Origin of the sequence: Actinomyces sp. zg-332, assembly GCF_011751945.2 — a bacterium.
Taxonomy (GTDB): Bacteria; Actinomycetota; Actinomycetes; order Actinomycetales; family Actinomycetaceae; genus ZJ293.
Map to the genome: position 1 here is coordinate 921306 of NZ_CP064951.1, position 16594 is coordinate 937899.

Consider the following 16594-nt stretch of genomic DNA (forward strand, 5'->3'; position numbering starts at 1 on the left):
ACTACGACTGTACGTTAAAAAATATAGTTTTATTTTGGAGAAAATATGCCTAGCAAAATCACACATATAACTTCTAATATCAATGATGACTTAGATACTTGCGTGTTTGATATAAAAATATCTGATAACCTGCTACAAACTCTTACTCCTACTATTGAGTCAATAGTTTCAAATAAGATTGCTTCTAGAATAAAAGCAAAAGACTATACAATCTGGGGAAAAGATGCTGAGGAGGAATCTAAGAAAAGACTAGGTTGGGTCGATGCAGCTAGTAAAGCAGAAAATTTTATAAAAGATTTATACGAGTATAAAAAACTTCTCTCTGAGCGTGGTTTATCTAGAGTAGTTTTAGCTGGTATGGGTGGTTCATCTCTAGCTCCTGAAGTTATATGTAATGTTTATCAAAAAGATATAGTTATACTTGATTCTACTAACCCTGAGCAAGTACAAAACACTTTAGTAGATTTAGAAAAAACCGTATTAGTCGTATCTTCTAAATCTGGCTCAACTGTTGAAACTGACAGCGCATTACATACTTTTGAACAAGCTTTTAATGCAAAAAACTTAGATTCGTCTAAACACATAGTTATAGTTACAGATCCAATGAGTCCTTTTGAACAATATGCTAACGAAAAGGGCTATAAAGTTTTTCATGGTGATATACAAGTCGGTGGTCGTTTTTCAGCACTTACTGCTTTTGGACTGCTGCCTTCTTACCTAGCTGGTGTAAATGTAGAATCTATTGTCAATGACGCTGATAAAACTAGTGAGTTGGTATACAGAGATTTTGATGCAAACCCTGCAATAATACTAGGCGCAGCTTTATCAGCAAGCGTTCTAAAACAAGGGTCAAGTTCTGCTGATAAGACCTTGCTAGTTGATACTGCTAGCGGACTAGCTAACTTTGCTGATTGGGCTGAACAATTAATAGCAGAATCATCAGGGAAAATAGGCAAAAGTATTCTACCAATAGTATGCTCTGAACCAACTGAATTAGCATATAACTTACACGATGTACTACCTGTATATATTTCAGGTACACAAGAATGTGCTTTTACAGATAGAGTTAACCAGCATATCGAAGTCACAGGTAGTTTAGGTGCTCAGTTCTTAGTATGGGAAGTTGCTACAGCCATAGCTTGTTATGTTATAGGAGTAAATCCTTTCGATCAGCCTAACGTAGAATCAGCAAAAGTAGCTAGCCGTGAAATATTAGCAAATATGGATAAGGCAACAGATAGCAACTCTTACGATATAGTACAATTACAAGCTTTCAACCTAGGTACGCCAAATATTTCTTCAGAAAATTTTGAAGATGTAGATTCTGTTTTACACTCACTATTTTCCAATGTTAAAGATGACTCTTATTTAGCTGTAATGATATATGGTGACAGAATTAGTTATAGCGATAGCGTATCTACTCTTAGGCAAGAGCTTGTAAATAAGCTTAAACGTCCTGTTACTATTGGTTGGGGACCTCGTTTCTTGCATTCTACTGGGCAACTACACAAAGGCGGAGCAAAAAATGGAGTATTCTTACAGATACAAATCGATAGCACTACTGCCCTAGAGGTTGTAGGAAAAGACTTTACTTACAACGATTTAGTAACTGCACAAGCAGTTGGAGATTTCAAAGTTCTAGCCGATTTAAAGTTACCAGTAGTTAGAATTAAATGTAAAAATGATAAAGTATTCAAAGACTTATGTAACCTAATAACTAACTAACAGTAGCTATGTAGTTTAGCAAAACCTGTAGATATTCATATATAAAGTAGCCTTTAAGAAAACACTTAAAGGCTACTTTTACTTAACACATAAAAAGAATTATTCCTTTATTGTAAAGAATAATTATTCATAAAAGTCGTATAATCATTCGCCATTTCATGAATAAATATGTATAAAAAATTTCAAAAACTTGCAACAAATATCTAAAAACAAGATAAAAAGTATTGATTTTCTAGTAATTTTAAGCATATTTTTTCAAATTTCTTGCATAAAAATACATAAACTTGCATTTTTTTATTGCATATAAATACATACGGATGCATAATTACTCATGGGAGAATAAAAGGAGGGAATATGAATAAGAGTATAAGAGCTCTTGCAGCTTGTCTCATTAGCATATTCACACTTACAGGATGTAGTTCTTTTACAGCAGAAGAATTATCTGGTAAAAATCTGGGATATGATACTTCAACCATAAAAGAAGTAAAGGAAATATCAAACCTAGTACCAGAAAAAATACGTACCAAAGGTTTACTAAATATTGGTACCTCAGCAGGTTATGCACCAGCAGTTATATTTGCCGACGATGGCGAAAGTATTGTTGGATACGACAAAGATGTTTCTGAAGCAATTAGTAATATACTGGGGTTAAAAGCAAAAGTTGTACATGCACCTTTTGATACGTTACTTCCATCTGTTGGATCAAAATTTGATATGGCTATTGGCGCTTTTACAATCACACAAGAGCGCACAAAACAAAAGAATATGATTTCTTACATAAAAGCAGGATCAATGTTTGCAGTAGCAAAAGGAAATCCTAAAAAAGTTAAATATAACGATTTATGTGGCACAACGATTGGCGTTCAATTAGGTACTTACCAAATGCATGATGTTCCAAAAATGTCAAAGAAATGCATTAAAAAAGGAAAAGACCCAATTACTTTAGCTCCTTACGATCTACAAGCAAAAATCGTACCAAGCTTAATTGGTTTAAAACTTGACGTAATGTATGCAGATTCACCAGTAGTTGGATATGCTATCCAAAAAACAGATGGCAAAATCGAACAGCTCGGTGGGATCTTTGACGAGACATTAAACGGAATTGTAGTAGACAAAGACAAACAACTAACTGACGCTATCCAAAAAGCAACACAATATCTCATTGACAACGGCGTTCTAGAGAAAATAATGAGCAAATGGGGTGTTGAAAAAGTTGTAGTTGAAAAAGCAATCGTAAATCCTAAAGTAGAAAACTAAAGAAAAATGAGCATACAAGATAAACCAACTGAAATTTTGAAAGCTCGTCCAGTGCCAAAAACTGGACAAATAATTTCAGCAGTAGTAGTAGCATTACTAGTGATAATAGTTATTAAATCATTATTCACGAACCCTAATTTCCAATGGAATCTAGTAGGAAAATATATGTTCCATCCACTAGTATTATCTGGTGTAAAATATACAATCCTATTAACAATTGGAGCAATGCTAATTGGTATAGTAATAGCATTAACAATGGCAATAATGCGCCAATCATCAAACCCAATTATGAGTAGTGTAGCGTGGTTTTACATTTGGTTCTTCAGAGGAACACCTGTTTATACACAGCTGGTATTCTGGGGACTAATTTCTGTTCTATACCCTCGCATTTCTTTAGGGGTTCCTTTTGGTCCAGAGTTCTTTACATTCAACACAGCTGACGTAATTACAGCTGGTATTGCAGCTCTACTAGGCCTAGGGTTAAACGAAGGTGCTTATTTATCAGAAATCTTCCGCGCAGGATTAAATTCGGTAGATGAAGGACAATGGGAAGCTGGAAAAGTCTTAGGTATGAAGAAAGGATTAATTCTACGTAGAATAGTTATCCCTCAAGCAATGCGTGTTATTGTTCCACCAATTGGTAATGAAACAATATCAATGCTAAAGACAACTTCCCTAGTGTTAGCTGTACCGTTTACGCTAGATCTTACATTCGAAGCTTCAAATATCGGTAACCGCATATTCGCTCCAATACCGCTACTGATTGTTGCAGCACTATGGTACATACTAATCACCTCTATATTAATGATAGGACAGTACTTTTTAGAACGTCACTATGGTAGGGGCTTTGATAAAGACGACAATAGTTCCAAAAAAGAAAAGCGTTTATCTAAGAAACAAATTGAATCTTTGCAAAACAAAATGCTAGAAGACTTTTATAGAGTTAACAGAGAGGGTAGGTAAACAAAATGAGTGAAAAAGAAAAGTTTTGTCCACCAGAAACCTCAATGATATGTGCAGTAAACGTCCATAAATTCTTTGGCGATAAGCATATTCTAAAAGATATAAACCTTACTGTACATAAAGGAGAAGTAGTTGTTCTTCTAGGCCCTAGTGGTTCAGGTAAATCCACTTTACTAAGGTGCTTCAACGAATTAGAAGAAGTAACTGCAGGGCGTATATGGATAAATGGTGAACTACTTGGAATACGTGAAGTAGAAAAAGACGGAGAAGTAATCCCTCACAAGTTATCTGATAAAGAAATAGCTAAACAGCGTACTCAGATTGGAATGGTATTCCAAAGGTTCAATTTGTTCCCTCACATGACAGCTTTAGAAAACGTTATGGAAGCACCAATTCGAGTAAAGAAAATGTCCAAAGACAAAGCTCGAGAAATTGCTTTGAAACAGCTAGAGCTGGTAGATATGGATGACAGATGTGATTACTATCCATCACAGTTATCAGGTGGACAGCAGCAGCGTATTGCTATTGCTAGAGCTTTAGCAATGGAACCTGAGCTAATGCTGTTTGATGAACCAACTTCAGCTTTGGATCCAGAACTAGTCGGTGAAGTTCTAAAGGTAATGAAAATTCTAGCAAAATCCGGTATGACTATGGTTGTGGTTACACATGAAATGGGCTTTGCTAGAGAAGCAGCTGACTACGTCGTATTTATGGATGAAGGAATGATTATTGAGCAAGCTGAACCAAATGAGCTATTCGATAATCCAAAACACAAACGTGTACAAAGTTTCTTCTCAAAGGTTATTAAGTAAATAACTAAGTGTAAATGGGTGGGAGTATTCCCACCCATTCATATTTTAAAGCTATATTCTATTTTACTGTTGGACAACACTTTAATCTTGTAATCTAAATCATCTATAGTGAAACATAAAACCCAAGTTTACTACTGCTAATAATATCTATTATAAAATATACAAAATCGCTGGTTTGTATATTTTCAGCGTAAATAAAACTATAAACTTTCCTTTACTTTCTTCTACTTTTCACCATGAAGTAAACTAATTTTATTCGCACGCCTACATATAATTACGAGGTTATTATTATTGAGACACTATCCTTTAGGCACTTTCGTAGCACTAGACAAAACGCGAAGCTCATCATATCCACTAGCAATACATCTCGTCACTGCTACAAGCAACAGCGTTAAAATTCAACGCTAAGAGAACTGTTAGACAATATCCAAGCAATATAAGGTAATATCAATCACTGTCGCTAGTATCATCACTGAAAAAGAGCTTTTCATAAACCATATGGCAATGCCTACCTGCTAGTAAATACTGTTCCTCTGCTAACCATATATCAGAAGTAGTATTACCTAACAGATAATTAACGTTTCGAGTCATAAGCGAGGTAGTAGGCAACATATCGTTTTCTCTTGACTTTAGTTTCCCGCTTGCAAGCATATTAGCTATACGTATTTCAGTAGCGTAAATCCAAGATTTCAACAATATTTCTTTTTCTTCCTCAGAAATTATTGAATACTCGCATAGTTTATCTAAAGCAACAATAGTGTTTGTGGTTTGTAACTCATCATACTTATGAGCATATTTTAGCTGTAAAATTTGTACAGCCCATTCAACATCACATAAACCACCAATACCAAATTTCAAATGCCTATTAGCTTTTACTCGTTTAGGTATTCTTTCGATATCCATTCGGGCTTTCAGACGTCTGATTTGTCGCAAAGCTTCAGCTGATAATTCCTCACTATAACGCAAAGAGTCCACTAGTTTCATAAAGGCATTAGTAAGGTCACTATCTCCTGTTATAGGTCGACAGCGTATAAGAGCATGACGTTCCCAAGAACAGGTCCATTTATCAAAATACTTTGAATATGAAGATAAGCTACGTGTAACTTCCCCACTACTTCCCTCAGGTCTAAGCCCTAAATCAATATCTAAAGGTAGTTCTTCACTTACTTCTCCAAGCAAAGTTTTTATAGTTCTAGCAATAAAATGTGCAACTTTACTAGCAAATAGAGTAACTTTTTCATCTTCTTTGTATTCAGACCCTGTTTGTAAAATAGATAAATCTAGCGAGGAAGATTCTTTTTTGTCCTCTTCCAAGTTTATTTTTCCATAATCGTAAATATATAAAACATCAGCGTCAGAAGAGTAAACACACTCTTTTCCACCCAGACGTCCCATACCAATTACAGCAAATTCTAGCAGAGATATATCAAAGCCCTCAGGTGGCTGATTAGAAACTAAGAACTCTTTTTCTACCATACGTTTAGCTACTTCATAAATCCCATATATAGCCAAATCGTTTAATGTAGATATATATTCAACTGTGCGCTGAACTTGTATACCAAAAATACAGTCGATAATGGCACACCTTATTAGTTCTCTAGCTCTAATGCGACGAATATGTGTAGCAATTTGTATTTCGTCACTATGCCTATCAAGTATGGCATCTATTTCTTGTTTTAGTGATTCATAGCTTCTAGGAGAAAGCTCATTTTCGTTTTCGAGCCATCGAATAGCTTCAGGGAAATTCACCAGCTCACGTGCTATAAATGCTGAATTGGATAAAATTTTACACAAATATTTACAAGCAATATTGGAATCTCTCAAAAATCCTAAATACCAATGCGAATCCCCTACCGTTTCAGAAAGTATACGGAAGTTTAGCAAGGCACTATCAGGGTTTGCTCCATGGCTCATCCACTCTATAAGTACTGGTAAAAGATGTCTGTGTATAACCGATCGTCGCCTAGTTCCTCTCGTAAGAGAGCGGATATTGCTTATCGCAGCATTAGGGTCTTTAAAACCTATAGCTTCCAACCTAGTAAAAATAATATTACTTTCTAAAGCAAAAGCTTGCTTATCTAAAGATGCCGCAACGTTTAGAATTGGACTGTAAAAAATATCTTTATGCAGATTTCGCACTAAAATACGTTTATTTTTAAGAAAACTCTCAAAAGAAGTAGCATTATCTACCGTATTTATTTTCAATGACTTAGCAAGCAAACGTAAACTAGTCTCACTTTTAGGCACAACATGAGTTCTTTGCATTTTCATAACTTGTAAACGATGTTCAACTAAACGCAAAAAACTGCAGCAGTAAACTAAATCTTCATAGATATCTCTAGAAATATAGCCATTGTCACACAGCTCTTTTATTGCTTCAAAAGTATTTGATGAACGAATATTGCTATCGAGCCTACCATGTACGAGTTGCAAAAGCTGAATACTAAATTCTATATCCCTTATGCCTCCTGAGCCAAGTTTAATATTACGATCAGCGTTAGAAGAAATATTGCTTTCAACCTTTTTACGCATCTTTCGACAGTTATCTACAAAATTTTCACTATTTGATATGTTCCACACTAGCGGAGTAACAAAGTCAATAAATTCCTCAGCTATTTGCTTATCCCCAGCCATATAGCGGGCTTTTAGTAAAGCTTGAAATTCCCAGTCTTTAGCCCATTTAGTATAGTATGTTTTACAGTACTCCAAAGTGTGTGCAATAGATCCATCTTTTCCTTCAGGGCGTAAATTCAAATCTAAAGGCCACAGTTTAGGGTAAATACTATCAGTAAAGCTATTTCCACCACAAATACTACACACTTCATTTATAATTGAAACAAGTTTTGTGTAGTTATCTTTATCACCTTCTGAGTCTATTTCCACAGAAGTTTTCGTAATAGTTGCACTGTTACTAGTATTTTCTAAAGTATTTGAAATATTACTTTGGCTTTCTTTTATGTTAGACAAATCTTTATACAAGAAAATTACGTCAACATCAGAAATATAGTTCAGCTCATGGCTACCAGCCTTGCCCATAGCCATAACAGATATCGCAATATTGTTATCAGGGTCATGTTTGTTTTTGGCAATTTTTAAAGCTGATTCAACTGTTGCGTCAACGAGGTTAGATAGCTTACGCGTAATATTATCAACTTGTTGAACAGGGTTAGTATAAGTCAAATCATCACCCAGAATTGAAAGTAAATAACCCCAATAGTATTTCCTAATATCATCAGTGGTAAAAGTGTCATCGGGGTAAGAAAAAGTGTAGTTATTATCAAAGTTAGCTGTAAAACAAAAATATTTAGGATCCAAATACTTTAAATGCTTAGGATTAGAAACTAAGAAATCAGTATAAAAACCACTAAAAGTAAGCACATTTATAATGCGTTCAAACCAAGTTTTACTTTCCAACGCAGATAAAAGCAAAGACTTTCCATCTTGTGTTTGACATACTCTGAGCAAAGCCAAAAGAGTTAAATCAGGATCTATGCTCTTAGCTAGAGTTTCAAAAAATACGTTTTTATCAGCAAAAATACTAAGTTCACTGTTTACGAACCAATCACAGGCTCTAGAAATTTGAATTACCCCACAAGTTCTGAGTTTGTTTTCTATAGTGTTTGTCATCTTATTCCTACATTGTCGTCCCGATGAAATGAGTAGCCAAACCTAAATTTAAAATGAGGCAATTAAAACTATTATATAAAAGCGTAGTTTGAAAGCAAAATCTCCATTTTTGAAAGTAAAACTTTATTATTTGAATGATAAATCACTGTATTTTTATTGTGGGAGTTTAGCTTGATGTATTTACTAATAAGACTATTATACCTTTACTTTCTTTCTACTTTACTTTTTTATACTAATATTTCTCGAATTCCCATCTCTTATCAATTAGGCATAAAACATTCATAAATTGGATATAAACACAGATTTTTCTTTGGCTTGTAGTTTTCTTCACAAATCTTGCAATCAATAAGCTTTAAAGTCTCAATATTTGCTTCACATTCTTTTATATAGAGATGTTTTTCTTCCGCATTATCAAATGCTTCTAAAGGTTCATTCATTTCTTCTATGAGTTCTTCTTTAGCTTCATTTATTGTCTGTGCTATTTAACTTTATATTCTTCTTTTCTACCTAAAACCCACAAACTATACCACAAAAAAACTGTGTTCCCAGCTGGTCAAAGCATAGCCATCATCTTTTGTCTTTTCTAAAAATACATCATATTCTTCCAGCTCAAAATATAAGTCTGTTATTTCATAGCTTTCGATCTCATCATTCGTATAAACTTTATATTTATCATCTATTCCTGCCTTAACTTGTTTTAAATATAAGTAAGATTTTTCTTTATTTCCTAATTTTAAATACGTGTATGCTAATGCGAGCAGTAGGTTCATTCTATTGGGATATTTTATAAGCAAGTTTTCAACCTGTTCTTTACCCTGTATAAAATCTTAACTCATACAAAACGAAACTGCATAAGAGTACTCATACTTATATGCCTTCTAGTTCTACAGCCTTTTTAAGATAATTTTTAGCTCTTTCGAAATACAGTTTAGCTTTTTGGAAATCATGGCCTTGTCTAAGGACTTCCCCACCTCTAAAATCATTTTGCCATCTTATAAACTCAAGATAAGCTTTTCCATAATAGCTTTCAGGTAAAGCCTTACCAGTACCAATAGCTATATCAAGCCATCTATCTACATCATCTAAAAGATATTCTTCACGAAAGTACACAGCAATATTGCTAGCAAGCTGAGCTATTTAAGTATTTGTCATTTGTAACTTATATTTGTCATAGAAACTTTCAAGGATTCTTATTGATTTTTCAGCACTTCTTTCGATTTCAAACTTTACAGAAGCAAGTGTAGATATAGCAGAAACGTTTATAGGGTTTTCTTCTAGAGTGTGTATCAGAAAAACTTCCAACTCTTTTAGTGTTTTAACTAGTTCTTCTCATGCCTTATGCATTTCTTCGCGTGAGGTTTGGAAATAATTATTCTCACGAAGATAGCTGATTTTATTTACTAACACATCTAGTTCTTTTTCTTTAGACATACTTATTCCCATTATGAAAGCTTGCTCAATTGTTGATTTTATTAGCGTCTCATAACTACTTGGTCAGCATATATCTTACTATTTATGTACCGTATCATAAAATCAACTTTTACCTATTGCACATCAAGTTTCTGTCTTTAAGCTATATTAGTACCAATATGTACAAGCCATTATCTGGTAAATAAATAATTTTTACTACTTAAGAGTATCTTTACATATTATTTTAATAATCAATTCTAAGCTACGTATTTTCCTACTTTATTTCTCTATCAAAAACAATAATAATGAACTATTTTTAGGAAACTTACACCACAATTACTATCTAAACACGTTTATTTACTTACTTAGGATAAAAAGACCCATACCGCTTATAACTAGCACAATACCCATTATACCTAAAAATACACGATACCCTTTTTCTCCAAAAATAGACAAAATTATCCAAGGAATAGTTTTATTTCTACCACTTGGATTTTTTCTAACTACCCAGTCCCAGTCACGTATAGCTGCTATTAAAACAAGTATTCCAAAACCCATAAGTGGAAATTGGTAATAACTTTTTAATAATTCAGTTATTTTATCCATAATTTATTTCTCTATACTAACATCGTTGTTTCACTATATAAGTTATAAATTGTATTCAAAGTTTATACAGTTTTACTAAGCCCAAGTATATTTGAATAAACAAACTTTTACAAAACTTAAAAAACATTCTAAATACTTTGCTAATCACTTTGTAAGCTAAATGTTACTCCCTGTCTAACCGTTCAAACTATAAATTTATGAGTTTGTCACTCATATGCTTTTCAAAATATCTATATATTTGACTCAGCAAAACTCTGCGATAGTATTTACACTTTTCATATTTAATATTTTTATTTAAATCTAGATATATACTATTCTCTTTCTATCCCCTATTGTTCGCTTCCTAATTTTCATTATTATTTATAATTGCTTAATCGTAGTTATGTAGTAAAGTTTCTCAAAATCTAAAGTACGTTATACAAGTTCAGCAACTTCCAGTAGGAAAAGCCATTAAACAAAGAAAAAAGGACGGGAACCCGTCCTTTTTCTCACATAAAGTTTCAGCAAAACTCAAGAATTAGTCAATCTCTGCTGGGTTAGATGAAGCAAAAAGCTTTTGCTGTCTATCCAAAGCTGCCCTAATCAATCCTGCAAATAGAGGATGCGGACGAGTCGGACGTGATTTAAACTCTGGATGTGCTTGAGTAGCAACATAATATGGATGTACATCTGCTGGTAACTCAACGTACTCAACCAAAGTACCATCTGGAGAGGTACCACTAATACGCAAGCCAGCTTTTTCAATAGCATCGCGGTATTGATTATTTACTTCATAGCGATGACGATGACGTTCACTAACGTTTACTTCACCGTAAGCTTTGGCAACAACACTATCTTCAGCCAAAAGTGCTGGATAGTCTCCAAGACGCATAGTACCACCAAGATCTCCAGCTCCCTCAACAAAAGCAAGCTGTTCTTCCATAGTTGCAATCAAAGGCTCAGAAGTATTTGGATCAAATTCTGTAGATGAAGCTTTTTCCAAACCAGCAAGATTTCGAGCAACCTCTAGAACCATACACTGTAGTCCTAAACAAATACCCAAAGTAGGAACTTTGTTTTCTCTAGCCCAACGCAAAGCACCAATCTTGCCATCAATTCCACGGTTACCAAAACCACCAGGAACTAAAATTGCGTCAGCACCACCTAAAACACGAGTAGCACCCTCTAGAGTGTCGCAGTCATCAGCGGTAACCCAACGAATCTTTACTTTGGCCCAGTGAGCAAATCCACCAGCACGCAAAGCCTCAGTTACAGACAAATAAGCATCAGGTAGATCAATGTACTTACCAACTAATGCAACTTCTACCTCGTGCTTAGGAGAATGAACTCGCTCAAGCAAAGTATTCCATTTACTCCAGTCAACGTCATTTGCTCGCAAACCTAAACGTTTGACTACATAAGAGTCCAGTCCCTCACGGTTTAGCACTGATGGAATATCGTATATTGATGCAGCGTCCTTACAAGTAATAACAGCATTGCGGTCTACGTCGCACATTAGTGCAATCTTATTTTTAATACCCTCTGGAAGTTCTCTATCGGTTCTACAAATAAGTACATCAGGTTGAATACCAATTGAACGTAAAGAAGCAGCTGAGTGCTGAGTTGGCTTAGTCTTTAACTCACCAGCGGTTGGCAAATATGGAACTAGAGCTACATGCACGAATAAACAGTTATCTCTACCAAGTTCTTGACGGACTTGTCTAGCAGCTTCTAAAAACGGCAAAGATTCAATATCGCCCACAGTACCACCAATTTCAGTGATAATAACGTCTGGAGCTTCTTTACCTTGTTCTGGGAAAGCCTGTGAACGCATACGTTCTTTAATTTGATCGGTAATATGAGGAATAACTTGAACTGTGTCCCCTAGGTATTCACCACGTCGTTCTTTAGCAAGAACATTTTGGTACACTTGACCAGTGGTTGAATTGGCGTTACCTGATAGTTCTACATCTAAGAAACGTTCATAATGTCCGATATCTAAATCTGTTTCAGCACCATCATATGTAACGAACACTTCACCATGTTGAAAAGGATTCATAGTACCTGGATCAACATTAATATATGGGTCAAGTTTCTGCATTGCTACTCGTAAGCCACGAGCACGAAGTAAAGCACCCAAACTAGAAGCAGTTAAGCCCTTACCTAAAGAAGAAACAACGCCACCTGTAACAAAAATATGGCTAGGAATTTTATCGCCACAATACTTATTATTTGAACTTCTCATCATGGAACTCCAGTTTATCACAACACTCAAGAAAACTCTAACCATTGAGTAATAAATACTCAACAGTTACACACCTACTTTTACAAATCCCAATAAAGTTTTTGCCAAAATAAAGCTATATCGCATCTATCTTTCCAAGTATGGGCTATTTTTCGTCCAGATTCGCTATATTTACTCCACATTTGAGTATCATTTAGTAAAATTCTCAGTGATAATCCCATATTTTGCCAGTCACCTACATTGCATAAAATACCACCCTTTAAATCGGTAGTAGCATCGTATACTAAATCAGGAATTCCTCCACCAAAAGTAGAAATAATAGGTAGACCAGTTGCCATCGCTTCTTGCAAGACTAAAGGACACCCTTCCCATTTAGAAGTTAGCAGCATAACATCAGCAGCCCTCAAGAATACATCTACGTCTTCACGTCTACCAGCAAAAAATACTTTATTACCTGTATCTAAGTCTTTTAGCTCTTTCAAAATAGAGTCATCACCATCACCAATTACCACAAAGTTAGCGTCAATATCAGTATTTGCAATACGCACAATATCATCTATTGCCTTTTGTGGCGCTATTCTACACACACTCAAAATTAAAGGTTTGGAAACATCAAAATATTGTTTATCTTCTTCGCTGAAACTTTCAACTAGTTCAGCAAAATTCTTGTGACGTTCATCAAGGGAAAAATCTTTTTCTCCCAATAGTTGTGTAACCCTCGGAGCAAAAATCGGCGCTATAAAAGTATTTTTAGCTCCATATTTTTCAGCCTCTTCAACCAAATCAGAGGAAACAGCTGACATAATATTAGCGTGTTTAGCAACAATAGAGCGTGTAAAACGTGAAACAATTTCTTTTACTCCACTCAAAATAATTTTATTGTGCAAAGTTACGACTATTTTATATCTATCAGTTTTACGACAAGCCCATAAAACGAAAAAAGCAGCCTGATTACCATGTACATGAACAATATCACTTAAAGCAACATAGTGTCGGAAAGTTTTCATTGCTCTTATGAAAGAAGTTATTTTTTTAATAGAAAAGCCCAAACTAGGCCAAACAGTAGTGCAGTTTTTTATTTTAAAAGTTTTAGCAACTTCCTCAGGACATAGTATATGTACTTGCTCTCCAACTTTATCAAGATCTTCACTCAAAGATTTAACATGAGAACCAATACCACCTGTTGTATGACCTACTATTTGTAAAACTTTCATAACTTACTACCTAACATCTTATATCATCTACTATATTACTTATTTGTCCATTTTGAAGGCTTATAAAAGTTACTTCCTAGTACAAAAATACTTGGTAAAACTACCAGCAATAATACCAAAGCACTAGTAAAAGCATTCAATAAAGAACTTATAACGTCACTACCTGTAAATATGGTAGAACTTACGTATAAAGCTAATACAGTGCCTACAGCAAAGAAAGGAAAAACCTTTATAACATTCTTCATAACACTAAATAAAATATTCACTTCAATTTCTTTGCTAAGGTTTATTAACAACATTATACCTGCAATTGACATACCTATGCTTTGACCAATACCTAAAGCAAGCAAAGTATTTACAGAATCACCGCCATAAGGTGCAAACAAATGTACAAAAATTATTTGTGCAACAATTACACTTACCCATCCTATTACCGTACTTATTAGGGCTTTAGTAGGTGACTTTATGGCATATAAACACCTTGAAATATGAAATATTAAAGCAAAACCAACTAGCCCAGGTGACATATATATTAGCGATAATCCCATACCATCTACAGGAGTAAGCTTTTGAAATACCCCCTCTATACCACGTGAAGTTACCATCAGACCAGTCATACCTAGAACAGACAAAAATACAAGCAAGTTAGTTGATCCTACACAAATATTAGCAAAAGAATGCTTATCGTTATTAGCAGCATATTCGCTTATATAGGGGAAAACAGCTGTAGCAATAGGCACAGCTAGAATAGCATAAGGTAAAACATATACTGCTTGAGTGTACTGGAAAATATTCAAAGTTCCAATTTCCCCACCACTTTTAGCTAAAAACAGCGTTGTAAAAACACTAGCTTGCTGAGCAATAAGCGCACCAATTCCAGCAAATCCCAAAGCAAAAGCGTGCTTTACCATAACAGAATCAAGCTTAAATGTCAGTGTGAAGCGAACTCCTAACTTATATATAGGAATAATTAAAGGCATACTCAACATGAATACACCTAAAGTTGTGCCCCATCCTAATAAGTAGATATACACAGAAGAAATGTCTTTAGGATTAGTAATATTTGCAGTAAAATACCCAAAAAGATAATAGGTAGTGATAACTACGAATGAAGATAAAATTGGCATTAAAACAGGCCATAAGAACTTTTTATAAGACTGCAAAATCCCCGTAAAAATAACTCCGATACCGTAAAAAGGAATCTGTACAGCAAAAATTTTCAAGAACAACACAGTAAGAGCAGATTGCATTTCTTGATCGCTACCTTTAGATACAGGTAAAAGGGAATTTACGAATTCAGCTCCAAAAAATAACGCTAAAGCAATAGGAACAAGCAATGCTAATGTCCAGCATAGTAAAGCAGAAGAAATTCTGTTTACTTCACCATGCATTTTTTTTGAAATAGGAATAGCTAATAGCGGAATGGTAATACCAGCTAAAGCCCCGCCTGCAACAACTTCAAATAATACGTTAGGAATTTGGTTAGCACTGGCATAAGCATCGGCAACACTACCAGTACCAACATATGAAGCCTGAGCAATCCATCTTAGAAAACCAATTACTCGAGATAGAATTGTAAGAAAAGTTATTATTCCAATAGCTCCAAGTAAGCCTTTTACAGCATTTCCTTTTATCTGCTTGGATAATTGCTCACTACCCTTTACATCGTCTGTACTATGCAATGAGCTTTCAGATTCTAAAACATTACTGCTTGAAGAACCTTTGTTTTTCTGAGGATGAGAGGTGCTAGAGCTAGGACAAGTACCTAAGGCATCACTATCAGCAGAGTCTTTTGAGTTATCCATATTTGAAATTTGCATTTTTTCATTCATGGATACGTCCCATATCATCAAATTTTTTCAATACTTTATTAGAAGATATGATTTTAGAAAAACTAACTTTTTCACTAAGTAAATTCAAAGCAAGCACACCTAGTGCAACGAGCGATTTTATTCCACGTTTATTAACACTTGCAATTGCAACACCAACACTACTACCTAAAGCATTAGCACCAGTATCACCTAACATTGTTTTTTCAGACAAATCTGATGGCAAAGATGACGATATTGTACATAAGTTACTTATAGCTATATTTCTTGTATTACGATTAGAAAACAACAAACTAGCATTCATAAGAGCTGAAAACTTCAAACAACGTCCGGGACGTAAATCTAATAAGTTATGCAAATTAGCAGTGGAAGCAATTATTCCAGCATTTAGTAGATAATCGTAAACGTAGACTAAGTTATCTTTTTTCTTATTATGAGTGTGAGTTTTATTAGTTAGTATGAAAGAAGCTATACATGAGGCTGATGAGATACCTACAATTTTTAGCACACCTGTGGTTACTCTCCCCTTAGATAATGCAGCAAGGTGTCCTTTGAAACCTTTTATTTTCGTATCCCCCTCGCTCTTGCCATTATCTAAATCATCGATTAATCCAGATACTGTACTCATAGAAGTAGCAACGAGCATTGCTTTAGAGGCTTTGCGGTTATATATTCTAAATATTGGTAAAGCATTTATAACTAAGTTAGTACCAGTAACTATACCACCATATAAATTAACGTCACGATTTGCATAGTTTTTACGAATAAATTTACTAGTTTTAGTTTTAGGAATTATTATAGTTTCCAACGCTTTATGCGTAAGTGTAGTGGTGAGACTAGAAAATAAAAAAGATTTCAAAAATCCATTAGGTTTATTTTTTCTTTTATGTTTCTTAGCCATTTCATACCTCTTGCCATGCATTACAA

Annotated in this window: 14 protein-coding genes; 4 read left to right on the forward strand and 10 right to left on the reverse strand. The window is 34.5% G+C overall.

Annotation, left to right across the window (positions count from 1 at the left end; translation table 11 throughout):
• Positions 1 to 45 precede the first annotated feature (45 nt).
• The 4 genes from HCQ94_RS03765 to HCQ94_RS03780 all read left to right on the forward strand — a co-directional run bounded on the left by HCQ94_RS03765 (position 46) and on the right by HCQ94_RS03780 (position 4757).
• Positions 46 to 1725 carry a phosphoglucose isomerase-related protein gene (locus HCQ94_RS03765; protein WP_166982037.1) on the forward strand — a complete coding sequence of 560 codons (1680 nt, stop codon included), beginning with the start codon at positions 46 to 48 and terminating at the stop codon, positions 1723 to 1725.
• A gap of 354 nt (positions 1726 to 2079) precedes the next feature.
• Positions 2080 to 2982 carry an ABC transporter substrate-binding protein gene (locus HCQ94_RS03770; protein ID WP_166982040.1) on the forward strand — a complete coding sequence of 301 codons (903 nt, stop codon included), beginning with the start codon at positions 2080 to 2082 and terminating at the stop codon, positions 2980 to 2982.
• 6 nt (positions 2983 to 2988) lie between these two features.
• Complete coding sequence (locus tag HCQ94_RS03775) at positions 2989 to 3945, forward strand: amino acid ABC transporter permease (protein ID WP_166977778.1); 957 nt, start codon at positions 2989 to 2991, stop codon at positions 3943 to 3945.
• Between the two features lie 5 nt (positions 3946 to 3950).
• A complete protein-coding gene (locus HCQ94_RS03780) occupies positions 3951 to 4757 on the forward strand; it encodes an amino acid ABC transporter ATP-binding protein (protein WP_269775633.1) in 807 nt (268 codons plus the stop codon).
• A gap of 447 nt (positions 4758 to 5204) precedes the next feature.
• Here HCQ94_RS03780 and HCQ94_RS03785 read toward each other — a convergent pair whose 3' ends face one another.
• From HCQ94_RS03785 to HCQ94_RS03830, 10 genes are all read right to left on the reverse strand, one after another.
• On the reverse strand, positions 5205 to 8384 hold the full coding sequence (locus HCQ94_RS03785; RefSeq protein WP_166982043.1) for a bifunctional [glutamine synthetase] adenylyltransferase/[glutamine synthetase]-adenylyl-L-tyrosine phosphorylase: 3180 nt from the start codon (positions 8382 to 8384) through the stop codon (positions 5205 to 5207).
• A gap of 260 nt (positions 8385 to 8644) precedes the next feature.
• On the reverse strand, positions 8645 to 8821 hold the full coding sequence (locus tag HCQ94_RS03790) for a hypothetical protein (protein WP_166982045.1): 177 nt from the start codon (positions 8819 to 8821) through the stop codon (positions 8645 to 8647).
• 84 nt (positions 8822 to 8905) lie between these two features.
• The gene (locus HCQ94_RS03795) at positions 8906 to 9154 is read right to left on the reverse strand and encodes a hypothetical protein (protein WP_166982048.1); all 249 of its coding nucleotides are present in this window, start codon (positions 9152 to 9154) and stop codon (positions 8906 to 8908) included.
• Between the two features lie 97 nt (positions 9155 to 9251).
• Positions 9252 to 9494, reverse strand: coding sequence for a hypothetical protein (locus tag HCQ94_RS03800; RefSeq protein WP_166982051.1), 243 nt, complete (start codon positions 9492 to 9494; stop codon positions 9252 to 9254).
• Positions 9495 to 9521: 27 nt separating this feature from the next.
• Positions 9522 to 9686, reverse strand: a complete 165-nt coding sequence (locus HCQ94_RS03805; RefSeq protein ID WP_196373598.1) for a hypothetical protein — start codon at positions 9684 to 9686, stop codon at positions 9522 to 9524.
• A 465-nt stretch (positions 9687 to 10151) separates the two neighbouring features.
• On the reverse strand, positions 10152 to 10400 hold the full coding sequence (locus HCQ94_RS03810; RefSeq protein WP_166977786.1) for an immunity 17 family protein: 249 nt from the start codon (positions 10398 to 10400) through the stop codon (positions 10152 to 10154).
• A gap of 517 nt (positions 10401 to 10917) precedes the next feature.
• Positions 10918 to 12624: a CTP synthase gene (pyrG, locus tag HCQ94_RS03815; protein WP_269775643.1), complete on the reverse strand. Its 1707-nt coding sequence runs from the start codon at positions 12622 to 12624 to the stop codon at positions 10918 to 10920.
• Between the two features lie 80 nt (positions 12625 to 12704).
• Complete coding sequence (locus HCQ94_RS03820; RefSeq protein ID WP_166982054.1) at positions 12705 to 13838, reverse strand: glycosyltransferase family 4 protein; 1134 nt, start codon at positions 13836 to 13838, stop codon at positions 12705 to 12707.
• Between the two features lie 35 nt (positions 13839 to 13873).
• On the reverse strand, positions 13874 to 15670 hold the full coding sequence (gene murJ / locus HCQ94_RS03825) for a murein biosynthesis integral membrane protein MurJ (protein ID WP_166982057.1): 1797 nt from the start codon (positions 15668 to 15670) through the stop codon (positions 13874 to 13876).
• Complete coding sequence (locus HCQ94_RS03830) at positions 15663 to 16568, reverse strand: hypothetical protein (protein ID WP_166982060.1); 906 nt, start codon at positions 16566 to 16568, stop codon at positions 15663 to 15665. The genes murJ and HCQ94_RS03830 overlap by 8 nt, the downstream gene beginning before the upstream one ends.
• Positions 16569 to 16594: the final 26 nt, after the last annotated feature.